Genomic DNA, 17,352 nt, shown 5'->3' with positions numbered 1-17,352 from the left:
ATGCCCAGGATGCGCAGTTCGGCGCCGACGGCTTCGCGGGTGGTCGTCTCGGGGAGTCCGCTGGGGTGGGTGGCGTCGAGGAGGCTGTCGGCGAGGGGGAGTTGGCCGTCGCCGACCGTGCGGGTGCGGCGGTGGAGTTCGGGGAGTCGCAGAAGCAGGTCGCGGCGGGTGAGGCGGCCGTCGTGAATGTTGTCATGAACACGTAGAGCTGCGACCCCTCGTCCCCCCAACGGATGTAAAGGGACCGGCCCGCCTACGGACGTCCCCTCCGGGTCCGCTCGGCGAGTTGTCGCCTCCCTCGGAGGGTGGGTCCGATGTTCAATCGTTCTGCGGCCGGCTCCAGGCGCGCAGGGTTCGGGCGACGTCGCTGAGGGAGTGCTTGCGTTCGCGGATGTCGCGGGTCAACTGGACCCAGCCGCCGGGAGGGACGGTGAGCGGTTCGTCGGAGCCGGCCATGTAGCGGTCGGCACAGGCGCAGCCGACGACGGCGTTGAAGTCGGCGAAGGGCTCCAGGACGATCATGGAGTGGACGAACGTCGCGGCGCGCGCGGCGGTCTCCTCGTAGTACAGCTCGCCGCGAAAGCGTTCGTAGCGGTGGCGCTCGACGCAGAACGCGAACGATCCCCAGTCGGTGAGCGGCAGGTTCACCGGGGTGTTCGCGGTCTGGATGTCCAGGACCCATCCGGCGTCCACGCGCAGGATCAACGCTGCCCCTCGGGGAAGGCGTCCTCGAACTCGGCCAGGTGCTCGGTGACGAACGTGGCGGCGCCGGTCACGAAGTTGCGGCGGGCGGCCTCGGACACGCTCAGATCGTGCACATGCGCCTTCACCGACTTGCCCCCCAGCCGCGCGGCCTCGCGCACGGCGGCCAGTTCCTCGTCCGTGTACTCGATGTTCAAAGCTGGCATGCCCGACAAGGTACCAGGCGGGTACCACCGACGGTACCGGGCCGGTACCAAAACCACGGACACCCCTGGGAGCCGTCGTCGTCGGCCGACGGGCCCGGGCGCGGCCGCGCCTCCCGGGTGTTGTCGGTCGGGCGGGTCCCACACAGCGGCGCTTGAGGCCTACGAAACACCCCGACCCGGCGCGTCATTTGAGTCGGGGCCCGCCGCTCCGTATCTGGCCGACGGCCGTTCCAGTTCCTCGAATCGCCACTGCAGCAGGTCGACGCATGCGTGGAGACCCGGCGTCGGCAAGCCGGCACTCTCGCGCATCAACATAACCGCCTGGATCTTGCACCCCGAGGCGATCAGGCGATCCACTTCGGTTTGCACATCCCGCGAGAGCCGGTTCCACAACGCGTTTCCCATACCGTCATTCAACAGCGGCACCCCGACAAGGCGCATGGAGGTTTTGGTTCCAATGTCACCGACGAAGCCGACATCAACGCCGGAGCAAACACCTGGAATCGGATGAACCGCTCTTTCGGATCAGTTCTCAGCCGAGCCAATCCAGGACGGCGGAGTGTCCCGCCTCGCGCGCGATCGCGCTGATGACGCTGGAGTCCTCGTCCTGGGCACGGTGCCGGACAGGCGGCGGGACCGGACTACCCGGCCAACACCGTTGGGCGCCCGACTCGGCGAGCGCGACGCGGAACCGAAGGTCGCCGCAGACCCACAGGGCGCCGACCCCGTCCGTCATCCCCCGCCACACGTCGGCGGGGACGAGGGCGACATAGCTGCGCGCGACCGATCCGTCCGGGGCCAGGAGCAGGACGCGCCGAGGTCCCCCTTGCGACTCCAATATGGCCTGCCGGTCCAACGGAAGCACCGCGCGAGCGGCGGATTCCTCCTCCGGCGAGATCTCCTCGACCCGGACCGGCCGCACCTGCCAGGGATGCTCCTGCAGCGTCTCGACCAGCGCGACCGTCCATTCCTCGGTGCGCGCGGCAAGCTTGCGCGTTTTCGGCACCACCGCGAGGACGGGGATCGGCAGCCCACCGAGAAACACCACTGTTGACACGATACCCGTCTGCCCCAGCAGGTCACGAGCGAGGAACGCCAGTACCGCGGCGGCCACCAGCACGATCACCGCCGCGTTCGCCGTCCGCGCCCACCGCCTCGCCTGCGGCCCGGAGCGGCGAAGCCGCTCCACGTACGACCGGCCGCCCGAGGTGTCGATGGCCCGCCCCGGGGAGACCTCGTAACCGAACTTCCTTGCCAATCGCGCATGTTGCTGCACCATGGAAACCTCGGGTACGCGTCCGGGAGCCCGACGAGAACACCTCGTCGGCTTACGACCAGAGGCGTCAAGGTGTACCGCCCCGGACCTCCCCCACACCGGATGACCCGCCCCCTCGCCGCGCCCAGGAACGCCGCCGTCAACAACCACCCCGTCGGACAATTCGTCGCGAACTGCCGCCGCCCGTTGGAGTCCCGCAAGAACCCCGCGCCCCGGGCGCAGCGGTGGGAACGCCTGGCCGCGATCGGCCCCGACCGGAACCCCATGGGGCGCAGCGATCCCGCGCTGCGGTGGTCCCTGGACTGGCAACGCATACTCGCGACGGTGCGACTGCACACCGAAAGCGGCGGAAGCCTCGACGAACTCGTACCCGGACGCACCATCGGCGGCGAGGGCGTCGGAGCATGGCTGGAATGGCAACGACGCTGCGGAGCAGGCCTGACACCGGCGCAGCGGGAGGCGTTGGCCGGGGTGGGCATGCGCGTGGCCGTCGGGGAGCGGTCGGTGGTGGTGCGGGCCGTGGATCGGTGGGTGCCCACCCTGGCCGCAGGCGGCGTTCCGCGAGCGGGAGGGGCATCTGTAGCCTCGCACTCAGCGTGACTGCGCCAACCCCGGGGGAGGGTACGAGCAACATGGAACGCGCACTTCATCCGACCGCCCACATCCAGGCGGCGGACGGACCGGCCCAAGCCGGGCCCCACCGGCCCACCACCCCCGGGCGGCGGCGAGCCGGATCCCGGATTACCCAAGCCGCAACCCGGCACACCACCCTCGCCACCGCCGTCGGGCCCCGAGAAGACCGGGGCGCCGGACTTCCGAGTGGCCCCCGAACATCTGCGCGCCACCGGCGCCGCCCAGGACCGCGTCCTGGCCGAGCTGGGTGCCGGGGCACGCACCGCCGTGCCCGCGACTCAGACCGCCGCAGGCGGCCTCCCCGGTTGGCGCACCGCCGAACGCCTCGCCGAAATCGTCACCACCTGGGATCGACAGGTCGCGGCCCTCGAACGCAGACTCGGCGAATCCGCCACCGGGCTGCGCGGGACCGCCGACGAGTACACCCGCACCGAGACCAACGTCGAACGATCGATGGGCGGTTGAGTCGTGCTCACCCTCAGTCAGGTGCGGGACGCGAACGTCGACCTGCTCACCGAGGCAACCGGCGCCTGGGAGACCGTCCGCGCCAAACTCCAGGGCCTGGCCGAACGCCATCAGGTGGAAAGTCGCCCACTCCCCCGGCCTCACCGGCTGGAGCGGCACCGTCGCCGATTCCGCCCGGACCCGCTTCGCCGAGACCCAACGCCAACTCGGTCTCGCCGCCGCCCAGGCCGCCGCCCTGTCCCGCGCGATCTCCGACGCCCACACGGCCTTCAAGAACGCCAGGACCCTGCTGGGCACCGTCCTGGACGAGATTGCCCGCACCCCGGAGTTCACCGCCCGCGAGGACGGCGGCGTCGACTGGCGCATGCCCGACGAGGTCGCCCGGGCCCTGTCCGTGAGCGGCGACGGCTGGGCCGCCGCGCAGATCAACGTCGACTACACCAAACGCGCCCAGGACTTCGCCTGGCGCGTCGGCCAGGCCCTGGCCCAGGCCACCCAGGCCGACAACGACGCCCAATGGGACATCCATCAGGACGTCAGCGCCCGCGACGACTCCTTCAACCCGCACAGCACCCTGGGCCGCGACGGCAACGGCGCCGAGATACTCACCACCTTCCAGACCATGGACGACCCCCACGGCACCACCAAATGGCCAGGTGGCATCGTCGGCTTCTTCACCGACCAACAGGAGATAACCCGCACGGAAGTCGAACTCCTGGACCGGCTCGGATGGTTGGCCCAGAAAGACTTCGCCGACATCAAAAAGGAGGCGTTCGCCGAGGCCGAGAAACGGTTCACCTCCAACGACAAGAACGACGACCACCAGGACGCCTTCCGCCACACCTACTGGAACGCCCTGCTCACCCAGAGGTTCGGCGTGGACTGGGCCGCCAAGTACACCACCGTCCACGAAGGACTACCGAACAACCCCGGCCACCGGGAGGCCATGGACCTGTACAACAACGGCCTCGGCCGCTGCATCGCCCAGGAACAACGCCTCCCCCGCCGAACTCGCCGACCACATCGACCGGGCCGTCCGCGAAGGCCGGGCCGTCGTGGTGGACCGCAACCACGAACTCGTCTACAGCGATCAGGACTGCGGGCCCCTGCAACCCCGCCGGATCTGCGCCTCGTTCGTCACCACCGGCGACCCCGAAGACGCCCACGCCCTGGTCTTCAAGGTCGGCACCCACCACCGGGAACTGGTCTCCGGCACACCGTGCGCGGCCCTGGACACCCACGACACCGAGGCCACCCACCTCGTCGTCCGCCGCGTCTCCACATCCCAGGACCTCGCCACCGGTTCGCCTACTTCACCTACGATTCGGCCACCGCAACCGTCGACATCGACCCCGACAAGAGCCGACTCCCCCACGGCCTCACCCACCGACGGCAACCGATTCAGCTTCACCTGGACCGCGTGAGCCACCGGGGGTGAATGCCCTCGAGTCGCTCCGGCCCATCGTGGCCGAGACGGCACACTTCGTAGCACTGGCTCTTCCGCCGCCTGGTCGACGGGACGCCGGAGAAGTACCAGGCCTGGGCAAAGAGGCACTACCGCACTCCGGTGGACCTGGACGCAGTCACCGATGTGTACGAGCTGCGGCCTCTCACGCCGGAGCTGGTCGCCGCCTTGAACCCCGCCGTGACGTGGGAGCAGGTCGGTGACGCCATCACGTCGATCGGCTACCGGGCCTTGATCGGAAACGGGGCCCTCGGCGGGCCGCCCTGCCCGCGTTTCCCGGCGGCCGAGCCGCTATCGGAACTGCTCCACAGGCGTGCGCCGGCCGGCCCGGAAGTCGATCAGGGCGACACTGATGTCGAGCGCCGAACCGAAGAAGAGAACCGACCGGTCGGCCGCCACGAGGATCGTCCCACCGCCCCGCACGCGGTGCACGACAGCCACCGCATCGTCTCCGGGCAGCAGCACGTGAGCGATATCGGCGTCCGGAGCGATGCGGCGGTACAGCGCCTCGCCGAACTCGAGGAGGCGCCGCTGCTCCGGCGTGGGCGGCAAGGCGTCCTCAGTCTTCTTCGCGCTCGCTTCCCTCATCTCGTTGCCCCGTCCCCGTCGTGGACCGCCGCGAGCTCCGCGATCAGGTCCGCGTCGCGCATCCCGGGCAGGGCATACCCCTCGGCCTCGTCCCACGAGACGTAGAGGTCGTCCATGTGCACGCGCCACTCGGCATCCGGCACGGCCCGGCGCAAGTCCGTCACGCAATCCAGCACATGGGCGATCACCGGCATCAGACGACCGGGATCGAGCGGCATCTTGGTGGCCCCGGCGACGATCTCCTCCGGCCCGGCCGCACGCCGGTCGTGCAGGTACAGGCTTTCCTCGTCGTCGTACGGAAACGACGCCGTGTGCGCGGCGACGACGCGCGCGACCAAGGCCGACTCGGCTTCGGTCAGCGGTGCCGCGCGGTGCGCGCTGTAGTAGAGAGAGACGCTCATGACGGAAGCGTATGACGGGGGTGTGACAGCGCCGGCCAAGCGCCGGGACGACCCCCCCCGGGCCGACGAACAACCCTTCCCTGCCCGTGACTACGCCGTCGGCGCTGCCATGGTTCCCGTCCCGGTACAGCGAGTCCAGGACCCACTCGACCTCGGACTCGCCCGTGGCGGGTTCGGCCTCGCGGGCCGCTTCGAAGGCGGCCGCAGGACCACCTCGTCCCACGCATCGGGATCCGCGTACCGGTGGACCGGGTGTACCGGCACGACGTGGGGTCGGCGCGCCAGACCACGTCGGGCGCGAACGCGGCGCCGGGGCACGGCGAGCACGGCCTCGCGCGCCCACGGGACGGGGAAGGCGGCAACGCGGTCCCGGGCGCGGGGTGAACGCCGGCCGGCGCTCGACCCCCAGGAGGCCGTGTGGTCCTCGGGCTCACTGCTTCGGGACACCGCCGGCTCCGGCGTACAGGTCACCGAGGTAGTAGTCCTTGGCGGCGTCGCGCTTGGGCATGTCCGGGCTCACCCGGTCGAGGGCGTGGAATTCGCCGGTCCTGAGCGCGAAGTCGCGCGACACTTCGGTGAAGGAGATGGTGGGCATCCGGCTACCTTCTTTCCTGCCGGCCGGTGAGCCGCCGCTCAGCGAGCAGCAGCAGCCGGTCCATGACGAGCCCGATCGCCCCGATGGCGATGAGCTGGACGAAGATGGTGGGCAGGTCGTAGTAGGGCTGCGCCTGCTGCATGCGGAAGCCCAGTCCGCTCTGCGCGGCGATCAACTCGGCGGCGACGACGGTGTAGACGGCGATCAGCTTGCGCCACTGGTCCGCGTCGAAGTGGTCGACCGACCATTACTCGCTGTACCGACGCTGTACCTCGGGTAGCCGCGTTCCAGCAGCGGGCGGGCCGGCACCGGGCTCGCGTCGCCCGAGTTCGTCGCGGGCGCCGCCGTTGCGTTCCGGGTTGACAAGGAGCCCGTGCCGGAAGGGGTACTGGCCCGTGAACAGCGACGCGCGGGCCGGCGTGCAGATGGCCGTGGGCGTGTAGAAGCGGTCGAATCGGGTGCCGTCGGCGGCGAGCGAGTCGAGCGCCGGGGTGTCGACCACCGGGTTGCCGTAGCAGCCCAGCGTGTCGGCCCGGTGTTGATCGGTCATCAGGAACAGGACGTTGCGAACTGGCATACGACGATCGCGCCTTCTGCTGGGAGCGGCGGCACCGGGCCGGGATCGTGGCGGAATCGGGGCGCGACGATGCCGCCGAGGACGGCGAGTGGAGGGTGGGCGGCCGGGCCCGGCCGATCGGGTACGGCGCAGGGCGGCGCGTCGTTCGGGGGTGGCCCGGTCGGCGAGGTATGCGATGCCCAGGCGGCGACCGTGGGGATGCAGACCTCGATCTCGTGGGTGTGCACGATCACGGAGCGCAGCGCGGCCGGGAACGGCGAGCCGCCCGGCCGCGGCGGTGGTGAGGCGGTCGACAAGATCGGACTTGCCCGGCCGACCGGGCCCACGGAGCTTCACCCGGTGACTACGTGACGTACCGTCAGGACGCAGCGCAGGTTTTGTCCGGCGGATCATGCAGCTCATCCTCTAAGGTGCTGTTCACCCGCACTGTGGCGATGCCATTGCGCATGTCATCGTTTCGGCCCTGGAGGTCAACACATGGGGGACTCCATAGGTGGTGCCGATGGCGTGCACGGTGAGAGCCGTGCCGGGTTGTTCGTCGGCCGCGTTCGTGAATCGCAGCGGCTTGACGAGTGCGCGGACAAGGCGCGACGCGGTGAGTCGTGGCTCGCTGTCGTCGAGGGCGAGGCCGGCATCGGGAAGACCGCTCTCCTGCGCCGGTTCAGCGCCGACTTGGCGGGCTTCACACTCCTGTGGGCCACCGGTGACCCGTCGGAGAGCGACCTGCCGGGCGGCATCGTCGGGCAGTTGGTGCGCCGCCTGGACCCGGAACTCGTGAAGCGGTTCCCCCTGCTCACGCAGGATACGAGTGGCGCGCCCGCGCATGCCGTCGGTGGGCAGTTGCTGCTCCTGCTGGGCGCGCTACAGGAGGACATGGGCCCGGTGGCGGTGGTGGTGGACGACCTCCAGTGGGCGGACACCCTGTCGGTGCAGACACTGGGGTTCGTCGTACGCCGGCTGTGGGCGGACCGGGTCCTGACGGTCCTGGCCACCCGCCCCGACGCCGAGGGCTCGGCCGGGGTGCCGGACCGGCTGGTGCGGTCGTCGGACCGCGCTGTGCGGATCGCGTTGGACGGGCTCGACGACGGCGATGTGGCCCGGCTGGCACGCGGGCTGATCGAGACGCGGTTGGCTCCGGCCCTGGTCCGGCGGCTGCACGCCTACACCCGCGGGCACCCCCTCTACCTCCGCACGGTGTTGGCCGAGGTTCCCGTCGACACGCTCCGCGACGAGGCGTTCGAGCGGTGGCCGGTGCCCCGCTCGCTCCAGGTCGGGATCCGCGCCCAGGTCGACCGCCTCCCCCGCGAATCCGTGGAGTTGCTGGAGGCGATGGCGGTGCTGGACACGCGGGTTCCGCTCGCGACAGCCGCCCGACTCGCCGCACTCGAGGACCCGGCCCGCGCACTCGGCCCCGTGCTGGCGGTCGGACTCGCGCAGTGGTGGCCGGCCGAACCGCAGAGCCCCGTCGCTGTGTTCCACGCCCTGCAACGCGACGCCGTGTACGACGCGATGGGCCCTGAGCGTCGCCGCGCGCTGCACGCGGGTGCCGCGGCCCTGGTCGGTACGGCTGCGGCGTGGACGCACCGGGTCGCGGCGGCGACCGGCGCGGATCCGCAGCTCGCCGACGAGCTCGAGCAGTCCGCGACGCGCGAGGCGTCGAGCGGCCGCAACGCCTTGGCGGCGACGCGCCTGCTGTGGGCGTCCGCGCTGTCCGAGCATCGGGACGACCGCGAACGGCGGCTGTTGACCGCCTGCGCCCAGTCGCTCCTCACCATGCAGCCGGTCACCGCCGCCAAACTGCGGCCCCAGGTCGAGGACTGCACGCCGGGGCCGCTGCGCAGTTGCGTGCTGGGCGTCATGGACATGACGGCCGGTCGGTTCCCGTCCGGCGAGGCACTGCTGAACAAGGCCTGGCGGTCGGCTCTCGCCGAGCCGGGTGCCGAATGGGTGGCGGTGCTCGCAGGCACGTTCCTGGCCAACATCATGCTCCGCAACGGCCGCGGCGCCGAGACGGTGGAGATCGCCCGGCGGACCCTGACGATCGGCGATCTCGACCCCGCCACGACGGACTTCACCCGCGCCGTCCTGGCGACGGGCCGGCTCTGGGACCGCGGGCCACGCGCGGCCCTGCGGGATGTCGCGCACCTGCCCGCGGCGAGCTCCACGGTGCCGGACCATCAGCTCGACACGCTGGCCACGCGCGGCGTCCTGCGCCTGTTTCTGGGGGAACTCGCCTCGGCCCGGGCCGATCTGGCGACCGTCGCAAGGCGCGACCGACAAGGTGCCGGGTCGAAGCTCGGTTCCCTGACGCTCTCGCTCATGTCGGTGGTGGACTATCTCGACGGCGACTGGAACGCCGGAGAATCCGCGGCGGACCGCGCGCTGGCGATCGCGGCCGCCCAGGACCAGCGGATCGGCGACGCGGCGGCGCGGTTCGCCGCGGTGTGCGTGCAGGCCGGCCGCGGGCAGTGGGACGCGGCCGAGGGACACGTCGAGCTCCTGTCCCAGCTCACCCAGGCCCTCGGCTCCCCCGTAGAGACCGTGTACTCGTCGCTGGCGGCGGCAACGCTGGCCCAGGCACAGGCCGACCACCCGGCCATGCTGCGCGCGCTCGAACCGCTGCTCGACCGGGCGTCCCGCACCGAAGGCGACGGGATCCGGCTTCGGTTCAAGCCCTTCTGGCTGTGGCAGCAGTCCCTGCTGGTCGAGGCGTTGACCGGCACCGGACAACTCGCAGCCGCAGCGCGGGCGCTCCGCGACCTCCACGAGGGCTACGACGGCACCGGCTATCTCGGGGTCGTCGTGGCCAGACTCGCGGGTGTCCTCGCCGAAGCCGAGGGCCGGCCGCGCGACGCCCTGGCGATCTACGAGCAGGCGGTGGGCTCCTCTGCCGCTGCGGAGGTGCACGCGGATGCCGCCGCCGACAGCGCGCCGCTCTACCGCGCGATGCTCGAGCAGGCATACGGACGAACCCTGTCGGCCACCGGATCCGCGCCCCGCCGCGAGGCCGCGAAGTGGCTCACGACGGCGCACGGTCGTTTCGGCGCACTGCGGGCGGACCCGTTCCTGCGCCGCTGCGCCGCGGACCTGTCGGCTGTCGGACTCGGCGCCCCCGCCGAGGGTCCCGACCGGCGGCCGGTCCTGACCGAACGGGAGCTGTCGGTGGCGCATCTCATCGCGGGGGGTCGGACCAATCAAGAGGCCGCGGCGGAGCTATACGTGAGCCACAAGACCATCGAGTACCACCTGTCCAACATCTACACCAAGCTCGGCATCTCCTCGCGCAGGCAGCTCGGCGAGGCTTTGGGCGCCCGCCGGGCATAGGCGCGGCCCCGCGAACTAGGGTCCGCCCCTAGGGTCCCCCAGGGAGGCTGATGCTTGGCTGAAGCGGTGACGATACCGCTGTGGGTAGGTTCCCGTGCCCGGCCCGCCCCGTTCACCGGACGGCACGGCGAACTCGCCGCTGTCGCGACCCTGTTGGCCGGGGTCCGGGACGGGCGCAGTTGCACGCTCGTGCTGGCCGGCGAGCCCGGCGTCGGCAAAACGCGGCTGCTGGACCGGGTGGCCGAGACCGCCGGGGACCTGCGCGTCGTCAGGACCGCCGGGGTCGAGTCGGAGGCCCGCCTCGGCTTCGCGTCCCTGTACCGGCTGCTCCGTCCTCTGCTGACCGGCCTCGACGCGCTCCCTGCTCCGCAACGCGAGGCACTCCGCTCGGCGTTCGGCCTGTTCGCCGGTCCGCCGGCCGACCGGTACCTCGTCGGCATGGCCTGCCTCACGCTGCTGGCCGGGGCGGCATTGGAGCAGCCGCTGCTGTGCCTGGTCGACGACCTGCAGTGGCTGGACCGCGAGTCGTCCGACGCGCTCGCGTTCGCCGCACGCCGCCTGCACGCCGACGCCATCGGCCTGATCCTGGCCGGCCGCGACGAGCCCGCAGGCCCCGGACCATTCGACGGCATCGCCGCCCTCCGGCTCGACGGACTGCCGGGAGCCGACGCCGGGACCCTGCTCAGAGCGGCTGTCCCGGGGCGCCTCGCCCCGGCGATGGCTGCCCGGATCGTCGCCGACACCGGCGGCAACCCGCTGGCCCTGATCGAGATCGCCGGCACCCTGGCACCCGAGCATCTGGCGGGCACGACGCCGCTGCACGCGCCGCTCCCGGTGGGCGCACGCCTCGAATCGCACTTCTCGCACCGTATCGGCGCCCTGCCCGCCGAGACCCGGGCGCTCCTGCTCCTCCTCTCCGCCGCCCCGTCCGAGGACTCGCTGCTGCTGTGGCGCGCGGCCGGTGTCCTCGGCATCCCCGCCACTGCCGCGGACGCCGCGGTCTCCGCCGGCATCCTCACTCCCGACGACCCCACCGGGTTCCGGCACCCCCTGATCCGCTCCGCGGTCTACCGAGGCGCGGACGCCGCGGATCGGCGCCGCGTGCACGAGACGCTCGCCGCGCTCAGCGATCCGGCCCGCGACCCGGTCCGCCGGGCCTGGCACCGGGCAGAGGCGACGATCGGGCTGGACGACGAGGTGGCTGCGGAGTTGGCAGCCGCCGCGGAGCGAGTCCGGGTCCGCGGCGGGTACGCGGAGCAGGCGGCGCTCCTCTCGCGGGCCGCGCAACTGTCCGCGGACGGTCGGCCCGCGCGCCTGATCGAGGCGGCGCGCGCGTATCTCGTCGCCGGGGATCCGGACGCGGCGCAGGCCATTCTCGACCGGGCCATGCCGCTTCTCGGCCCCGGCGACCCGGTTCTGCACGCGCGCGCGGTGCGGGCCGGCGCAACCATCGATCTGTGCTTCGCACGCATCGCCGGCGTCCCACCCCTCCTCTTGGACGCGGCCCGCTCGATCGCCGACGCCGAGCCGGCGCTGGCCCGAAAGATGTTGTTCGAAGGCATGCATGCGATTCTGCTCGGCAACCACAGCTCCCTCGCACCTCGGGACTTCGGTGGCGCCGTACTGGGCTCACCGGCGATGCGGCCGGAGCCCTCGACCGCCGAAGACCTCCTGCTCAAGGGGTTCGCCGTACGTGTGCACGTCGGCCACCCGGCGTCCGTCCCGATCCTGCGCCGAGCGTTGCACGTCCTGTGCGAGGGACCCGACATCGTCGAAGACGGCCTGCCGCTCGCCGTGCTCGCCGGCTACGCCGCAGACGAACTGTGGGACGACGCGGGCGGATACGCGGCGAACAGGCGGCTCGAAGAACACGAACGCGGCAGCGGCGCGCTCAGTGCGTTGTGGACGACGCTGCTGGTGCGGTCCACGTGGGAGCAACGTGCCGGCCGCTTCGCCGCCGCGGCGGCCTGTATCGACGAGTCCGAGGAACTTGCCGCGCTCGTCGGGCTGCCGCAGGTGGGCCCCGCCCACCGGATCGACCTGCTGGCCTGGAGCGGCCGTGAGGCGGAGACCCGGGCCGCCGCCGACGTGATCACGCGGCACTGGGTGGCCGAGAAGGACCACGACGCGTTCGGCGACTGGGCCCGCAACTGCCTCACCGTGCTGGAGATCGGTCATGGACGGTACGCCGAGGCACTGGCGTTGGCGCGGATCACCTTCGCGAAGGACAACTGCAGCACGGCGGCCCGGGTGGCGCACGACGTCGTCGAGGCCGGCGTGCGCTGTGGCGACCATCGCGCCGCGAAGGACGCGTTGACCCGTCTGGAAGAGCGCGCAACGGCAGCGGGCACCCCCTGGGCGCTGGGTCTGCTGGCCCGCTGCCGCGCGCTGATGGCCGACGACGACCACGCCGAGGCGCTGTACCTCGAATCCGTTGAGCTGCTCGGCCGGACGAGGGTGGCGACCGAACTGGCGCGGTCGCGTCTGCTGTACGGCGAGTGGCTGCGTCGGTGCAGGCGGCGCGGCGAGGCACGTGTCGAACTGCGCACGGCGTACGAGATGTTCGCGGGGATGGGTGCGGCGGGGTTCGCCGAGCGTGCCCGCGTCGAACTGCTGGCCACCGGTGAGCACGCCAGGAAGCGGGATTCCCGGGGCGGGCTCGGGCTGACCCCGCAGGAGCGCCGGGTTGCGGAGCTGGCGGCCGGCGGAACCACCAACACCGAGATCGCCGCCCGGTTGTTCATCACGACGTCGACCGTCGAGTACCACCTCAACAAGGTCTTCCGCAGGCTCGGCATCACCTCGCGACGACAGCTCAAGTCCGTCCTCGACGACGGGGCCGCGGACGCATGAGGAGCCCGGACGCGGCGATCCGCGGCACGCCGGCGGGCCGGGGATCGCCGCGGGACCCGGATCGTGGGCGAGGTCACGGGCCGCTGTTCAGGAAGGCCAGCAGGATGCCGGTGAGTTCGGCGGGGTGCTCCTCGTAGATCCAGTGGCCGGAGTCGCCGATGACCTTGCCGGTGACGTTCGTCGCGTATCGGCTCGCCTGTTTCTCCAAAGTGTCGTCCAGGCTGTGGTCGGCGCCGATGGCCAGCACGGGCATGGTGAGCGGAGTCTTGACGTACTCGGCGTTGTCCGCGATGTCCTGCGGGAAGGCGCGGAACCACGCCAGGCTGCCGTTGAGGCGGTCGCGGTCCTTCAGGTAGCGGGCGAACACGGCGACCTCGTGCGCGGTGACCGACCCTTTGCGGAACTCCAGTTGGTCGATGAAGCGGTCGGTCCAGGTCCGTTCACGGCCGCGGATCATGGCTTCGGGCAGGCCGTTGGCGACGCTGAAGAACCCGAAGTTCCACACGCCCGGGCCGTCGGCGGTCAGCGCGGGGAACTGATATACGCCCAGGTCGGGGATGGGTGCCTCGCTGAGCACGAGCTTGGTGACGTCGGTGGGGTGAGCCGCGGCGTAGGCGTACGCGACCATGGTGCCGATGTCGTGGCCGACGATCCGCACGTCCTGGTCGCGCCCGAGTGCGACCAACAGGCGGTGGATGTCGTCGGCCATGGTCTTCTTGTCGTAACCGGTCGCCGGGGCGTCGCTCTTGCCGGCGCCGCGCAGGTCGGGGGCGATGACGGTGTAGTGCCGGGCGAGGGCCGGCAGGATGTCGTGCCACTCGTACCAGGTCTGCGGGTAGCCGTGGATCAGTACCAGGGTCGGGCCCTGGCCACCGATGACGTAGTTGAGGTCGACCGCGCCGAGTTCGGCTTTGCGCTCGCCGAAGCCGACAGGTATGTGTTCTCTCGCGGATGCGGCGGCCGCGGGTGCGGGCTCGGCGGCACCCACGGTGACCGCCGCGGCGAAGACGGTGGTGGCGACGACGGCCGCGAGCATCGGTCGGCGGATGAGGGCATGCGTGAGCTTCACGTGTGCTCCGGTGGGATGGAAGGACGGTGGTCGCCTGGACGTGGATGCGTCACAAAGTGGTGACGAGACCACCGTCGATGGTGAAGTCGGCCCCGGTGATGTTCGCCGCGCGGTCACCGGCCAGATAAACGACCAGGTCGGCGACTTCCTCCGGCCGGGTAAAGCGGCCGGTGGCGGCGACGGCTGCGGCCTGCCTGGCCACGTCGTCGGCGGTGCCGCCCGCTGCCTGGGCCACGGTGGCCGCGACGCCGGATCGGCCGATCCACAGCGCGGTGGCGACCGGGCCGGGGCTGACGGTGTTCACGCGGATACCGCGCGGGCCGATCTCCTTCGACAGCGCTTTGCAGAAGTTGGACAGTGCCGCCTTGGCCGCCCCGTAGTCGATGACCAACGGGTCGGGCAAAAAGGCGTTGACGGAGCTGACGGTGACGATGCTTCCGGCGCCCCGGTCGAGGAGGATCGGCAGGGCCGCCCGCGTCGCGCGGACCGCCGCCAGGAAGTTGACGGTCAGCGTCGCGTCCCAGTCGTCGTCGGTCACGGTGAGGAAGCCCCCGGTGCGCGGCCGGACCGCGCCGACGTTGTTGACCAGGATGTCCAGCCCGCCGAACGCGGCGGTGGCCGAGGCGATCAGTTCGGCGGGTCCCGCCGGTTCGGCCAGGTCGACCGCCACCGCGACGACCCGGCCGTCGGCGGTGAGTTGCTCGAGTTCGGCGGTGACTTCGCGGGATCCGGCCACCACCCGCGCGCCTTCGTCGACCAAGGCGCGCGTGACGGCCAGTCCGATGCCGCGGCCGGCGCCGGTCACGACCGCCGTCCTGCCGGCGATTCCGAGTTCCATGTCGTGCTCCTTCCGCGGGGGACGCCCGGCTACAGGGAGTGCGAACGCAGCCAGGCCAGTGCCGTGTCGGCGACTTCGCGCCAGCCGCTGTCTATGGTCAGGGAGTGACCCTTGTCGGGGAAGTCGGTGATGTCGGTGACGGCTTGCGAGTGCCGGTACTGCTTGAGCGTCGCACGGGTGACAGACTCCGGGACGGTGTGGTCCTTGCCGCCGGTCATCAGCAGCAGGGGTCCGCGATGGGCGTTACCGGTGGCGACCTCGGCCGGCGAGTGGGGGTTGAAGTTGGCGGCCGCGGCCTCGAACAGGGGCTTGCCGGGCGCCGGAATCGCCCAGCGCTCGAACAGCACGTCGGACTCCTCGGCGGACACGGCGTTACCGAACGCGAAGCGGAACTGTGCGGCGGTGAGAGAGACCGCGCGGTGCCGGTTCGCCGGGTTCTTGAACACCGGCAGGGTGGACCGCAGTGCCGACAGCGGCAGCGGAAGGACTCCCTTGATCTGGGCGGCGTCGACGGCGACGGCCGCGGCGGCCAGGTCCTGCCCGAGGAGCTTCTGGGCGATCATGCCGCCGAAGGAGTGGCCGACCAGGATCGGCGGCCGGTCCAGTCCGCGGATGATGCCGGCGTAGTGCTCGACGACGTCGTCGATGCCGCGGTCGGCGATGCTCTCCGGGTTCGCGCGTGCCTCGGCCACGGTGTCGGGGTCGCCGGGCCAGCCGGGCGCGGCCGGCGCGTAGCCCTCGGCGCGGAACAGTTCGGTCCAGGCGTCCCAGGACGAGGCGTGCAGCCACAGGCCGTGGATGAACAGGACCGGTGTGGGGGTCGTCATCGAGGATTCTCCGTTCTCGGGTGCGGAAGAGGCGGGGCCGGCGGCCGGGTCACGGGCGGGTGCCGAACGGGCCGAGTATCCCGGCGTCGATCCGGAAGGACTCGACCAAGGTGCCGGCGTTGTCCAGCGTGAACACGTCCGCGGCGGCCAGGACTCCGGTGTACTTCGCGACGACCGGCGCGGCGGCGGCCGCCGCGACCGCGTCCAGGTAGGTCTTGAAGACCGCCCAGGAGTTGCCGGCCGGGCCGTACTTCGCGAAGTACGGGGCCGGATCCAGGTTCATCGCGGCCCGCGTGGAGGCTTCCAGGTCGGCCATGTAGGCCAGCTGGAGTTCTCCGTCGGCGCGTACCCCGAGCCGGCCGAGGTGGCCGCCGACCAGCGTCCGCCACGGGTAGGCCATCGCGATGTGCTGCGCGCGCAGCCAGGCCGGGATGTCCTGGGAGACGGCGAGGTGCTTGAACGGCACCCAGCCCGGATACAGGACGTCGACCACCATCAGTGTCCGGTGGGACGGGGCGTGGATGAAGATGTTGTCCGGTGAATGGTTCGGACCGTGGTAGGTCAGTTCCAGGCGCTCGCCGCCCACCTGGAGCGTGTACCGGTCCTCGAACGTGACGGTCGGGGCGGGGCGGTTGGGGTCCTTCGCGCGGAGCAGGAAGCGCCGGCATTCGCTGTGCCCGATGCGGACCACGTCCTTGCCGAGGATCGACGAGGCTCCGGCGTGGTCGGCGTGGGAATGCGAGTAGACCAGGTGGGTGACCTTGGCCGGACGGTCGTTGGCCCGGGTGACGTCGGAGATCGCCCGCAGCAGGTTGTGGCCGATGGTCGGCGGCGCGTCGACCAGGACGACGCCTTCCCGCGTGCTGAGGAACATGGCCTGGTAGTTGCCGTCCGTGACCCAGTACAGGTGTCCGTCGATACGGCCGACGAAGTAGCCCGCGCTGTTGAGCGCGGGACCCTGCGCGGCGGCCGGCACGGGTGCGAAGTCGGGGAGGTCGATCGAGGGTGCGGCCTGCGCCGTACCTGCGAGCGTGCCGGTGGCGAGAACCGCGGCGGGGATCGCCGCCGCGGCGCTCGCCGTGCGCAGGAACGTCCGGCGGTCCGCCAGGGGCGGCCCGGGTTTCGCGGTCATGGTCTGGCCTTTCGGGATCGGTCTGGCGCCCGGGTCGATCGGGTGGATCGGGTGGATCGGGCCCAGGACACCACCCGGCCGGCCACGCTCGCACCGTGGAAAGACCCCAGTCCGTTGTCCGACGGGGCTGCCGCGGGGCTGGGGCTTCTCCCCGGGCGGGAGGAACTCCCGCCTCGCCCTCGCCGCCGCGGCGTCCATGGTGCGCGGCCCCGCGCCGTGTCCGATACGCGGACTTCCGAACCGGCAAAGGAGGCTACGGCAGGGTCGGCGTCCTGAAGATCGGTACGTCGCCGCTGTCCTGGCCCCTTCGGGGAGCGGCGGGGAAGTCGGCCGAAGCCCCCGGCGCCGTGCGGCGCCGGGGGCTGTACGCGGGGACCCGGCTTATGGGGAGGGAGTGAGTT

16 protein-coding genes and 2 pseudogenes are annotated in these 17,352 nt (G+C 71.5%); 6 read left to right on the top strand and 12 right to left on the bottom strand.

Annotation, left to right across the window (positions count from 1 at the left end; translation table 11 throughout):
- Positions 1-206, top strand: a 206-nt coding sequence (locus ACFXMF_RS40235) for a hypothetical protein (RefSeq protein WP_379990980.1), incomplete at its 5' end; no start/stop codon positions are given.
- Between the two features lie 112 nt (positions 207-318).
- Here ACFXMF_RS40235 and ACFXMF_RS40230 read toward each other — a convergent pair.
- The 3 genes from ACFXMF_RS40230 to ACFXMF_RS40220 all read right to left on the bottom strand — a co-directional run bounded on the left by ACFXMF_RS40230 (position 319) and on the right by ACFXMF_RS40220 (position 2,166).
- Positions 319-693: a hypothetical protein gene (locus ACFXMF_RS40230; RefSeq protein WP_379990979.1), complete on the bottom strand. Its 375-nt coding sequence runs from the start codon at positions 691-693 to the stop codon at positions 319-321.
- Between the two features lie 8 nt (positions 694-701).
- Positions 702-908, bottom strand: coding sequence for a hypothetical protein (locus tag ACFXMF_RS40225; RefSeq protein WP_379990978.1), 207 nt, complete (start codon positions 906-908; stop codon positions 702-704).
- Positions 909-1,440: 532 nt separating this feature from the next.
- Positions 1,441-2,166 (bottom strand): hypothetical protein, encoded by a 726-nt coding sequence (locus tag ACFXMF_RS40220; RefSeq protein WP_379990976.1) that lies wholly within the window; start codon positions 2,164-2,166, stop codon positions 1,441-1,443.
- Positions 2,167-2,286: 120 nt separating this feature from the next.
- On the opposite strand from ACFXMF_RS40220, the gene ACFXMF_RS40215 reads away from it, so the two are divergent.
- The 3 genes from ACFXMF_RS40215 to ACFXMF_RS40205 all read left to right on the top strand — a co-directional run bounded on the left by ACFXMF_RS40215 (position 2,287) and on the right by ACFXMF_RS40205 (position 4,720).
- Positions 2,287-2,784 (top strand): helicase associated domain-containing protein, encoded by a 498-nt coding sequence (locus ACFXMF_RS40215; protein ID WP_379990975.1) that lies wholly within the window; start codon positions 2,287-2,289, stop codon positions 2,782-2,784.
- A gap of 219 nt (positions 2,785-3,003) precedes the next feature.
- Positions 3,004-3,282, top strand: a complete 279-nt coding sequence (locus ACFXMF_RS40210) for a type VII secretion target (protein WP_379990974.1) — start codon at positions 3,004-3,006, stop codon at positions 3,280-3,282.
- Between the two features lie 364 nt (positions 3,283-3,646).
- Positions 3,647-4,720, top strand: coding sequence for a DUF6973 domain-containing protein (locus ACFXMF_RS40205; RefSeq protein WP_379990973.1), 1,074 nt, complete (start codon positions 3,647-3,649; stop codon positions 4,718-4,720).
- A 318-nt stretch (positions 4,721-5,038) separates the two neighbouring features.
- Here ACFXMF_RS40205 and ACFXMF_RS40200 read toward each other — a convergent pair whose 3' ends face one another.
- From ACFXMF_RS40200 to ACFXMF_RS40180, 5 genes and pseudogenes are all read right to left on the bottom strand, one after another.
- A complete protein-coding gene (locus ACFXMF_RS40200; RefSeq protein ID WP_379990972.1) occupies positions 5,039-5,335 on the bottom strand; it encodes a hypothetical protein in 297 nt (98 codons plus the stop codon).
- A complete protein-coding gene (locus ACFXMF_RS40195) occupies positions 5,332-5,736 on the bottom strand; it encodes a hypothetical protein (protein ID WP_379990970.1) in 405 nt (134 codons plus the stop codon). The genes ACFXMF_RS40200 and ACFXMF_RS40195 overlap by 4 nt, the downstream gene beginning before the upstream one ends.
- Before the next feature lie 430 nt (positions 5,737-6,166).
- Positions 6,167-6,331, bottom strand: a complete 165-nt coding sequence (locus ACFXMF_RS40190) for a hypothetical protein (RefSeq protein WP_379990969.1) — start codon at positions 6,329-6,331, stop codon at positions 6,167-6,169.
- Between the two features lie 4 nt (positions 6,332-6,335).
- Positions 6,336-6,524 (bottom strand): annotated as a pseudogene (locus ACFXMF_RS40185) (ABC transporter permease); the annotation flags it as partial.
- A 47-nt stretch (positions 6,525-6,571) separates the two neighbouring features.
- Positions 6,572-6,908 (bottom strand): annotated as a pseudogene (locus ACFXMF_RS40180) (sulfatase-like hydrolase/transferase); the annotation flags it as partial.
- A gap of 477 nt (positions 6,909-7,385) precedes the next feature.
- Here ACFXMF_RS40180 and ACFXMF_RS40175 point away from each other — a divergent pair.
- Positions 7,386-10,232 carry an AAA family ATPase gene (locus ACFXMF_RS40175; protein ID WP_379990968.1) on the top strand — a complete coding sequence of 949 codons (2,847 nt, stop codon included), beginning with the start codon at positions 7,386-7,388 and terminating at the stop codon, positions 10,230-10,232.
- 54 nt (positions 10,233-10,286) lie between these two features.
- A complete protein-coding gene (locus tag ACFXMF_RS40170; protein WP_379990967.1) occupies positions 10,287-13,085 on the top strand; it encodes an AAA family ATPase in 2,799 nt (932 codons plus the stop codon).
- A gap of 73 nt (positions 13,086-13,158) precedes the next feature.
- Here the strand turns inward: ACFXMF_RS40170 and ACFXMF_RS40165 are convergent, their stop codons facing one another.
- Genes ACFXMF_RS40165 through ACFXMF_RS40150 form a run of 4 tightly spaced genes read right to left on the bottom strand, consistent with a single transcriptional unit; the run spans position 13,159 to position 16,951 of the window.
- Complete coding sequence (locus ACFXMF_RS40165) at positions 13,159-14,154, bottom strand: alpha/beta fold hydrolase (RefSeq protein WP_379990966.1); 996 nt, start codon at positions 14,152-14,154, stop codon at positions 13,159-13,161.
- Positions 14,155-14,203: 49 nt separating this feature from the next.
- Entirely contained in the window at positions 14,204-14,992 is a 789-nt protein-coding gene (locus tag ACFXMF_RS40160) for an SDR family NAD(P)-dependent oxidoreductase (RefSeq protein ID WP_379990965.1), read from the bottom strand.
- A gap of 29 nt (positions 14,993-15,021) precedes the next feature.
- Positions 15,022-15,819 carry an alpha/beta hydrolase gene (locus tag ACFXMF_RS40155; protein ID WP_379990964.1) on the bottom strand — a complete coding sequence of 266 codons (798 nt, stop codon included), beginning with the start codon at positions 15,817-15,819 and terminating at the stop codon, positions 15,022-15,024.
- Positions 15,820-15,868: 49 nt separating this feature from the next.
- Positions 15,869-16,951 carry an MBL fold metallo-hydrolase gene (locus tag ACFXMF_RS40150; protein ID WP_379990963.1) on the bottom strand — a complete coding sequence of 361 codons (1,083 nt, stop codon included), beginning with the start codon at positions 16,949-16,951 and terminating at the stop codon, positions 15,869-15,871.
- Positions 16,952-17,352: the final 401 nt, after the last annotated feature.

This window comes from Embleya sp. NPDC059213 (assembly GCF_042754445.1).
In the GTDB taxonomy this organism is placed as follows: Bacteria; Actinomycetota; Actinomycetes; order Streptomycetales; family Streptomycetaceae; genus Embleya.
Note: the sequence above shows the minus strand (reverse complement) of the source record. Positions and strands in the feature narration are given on the sequence as shown.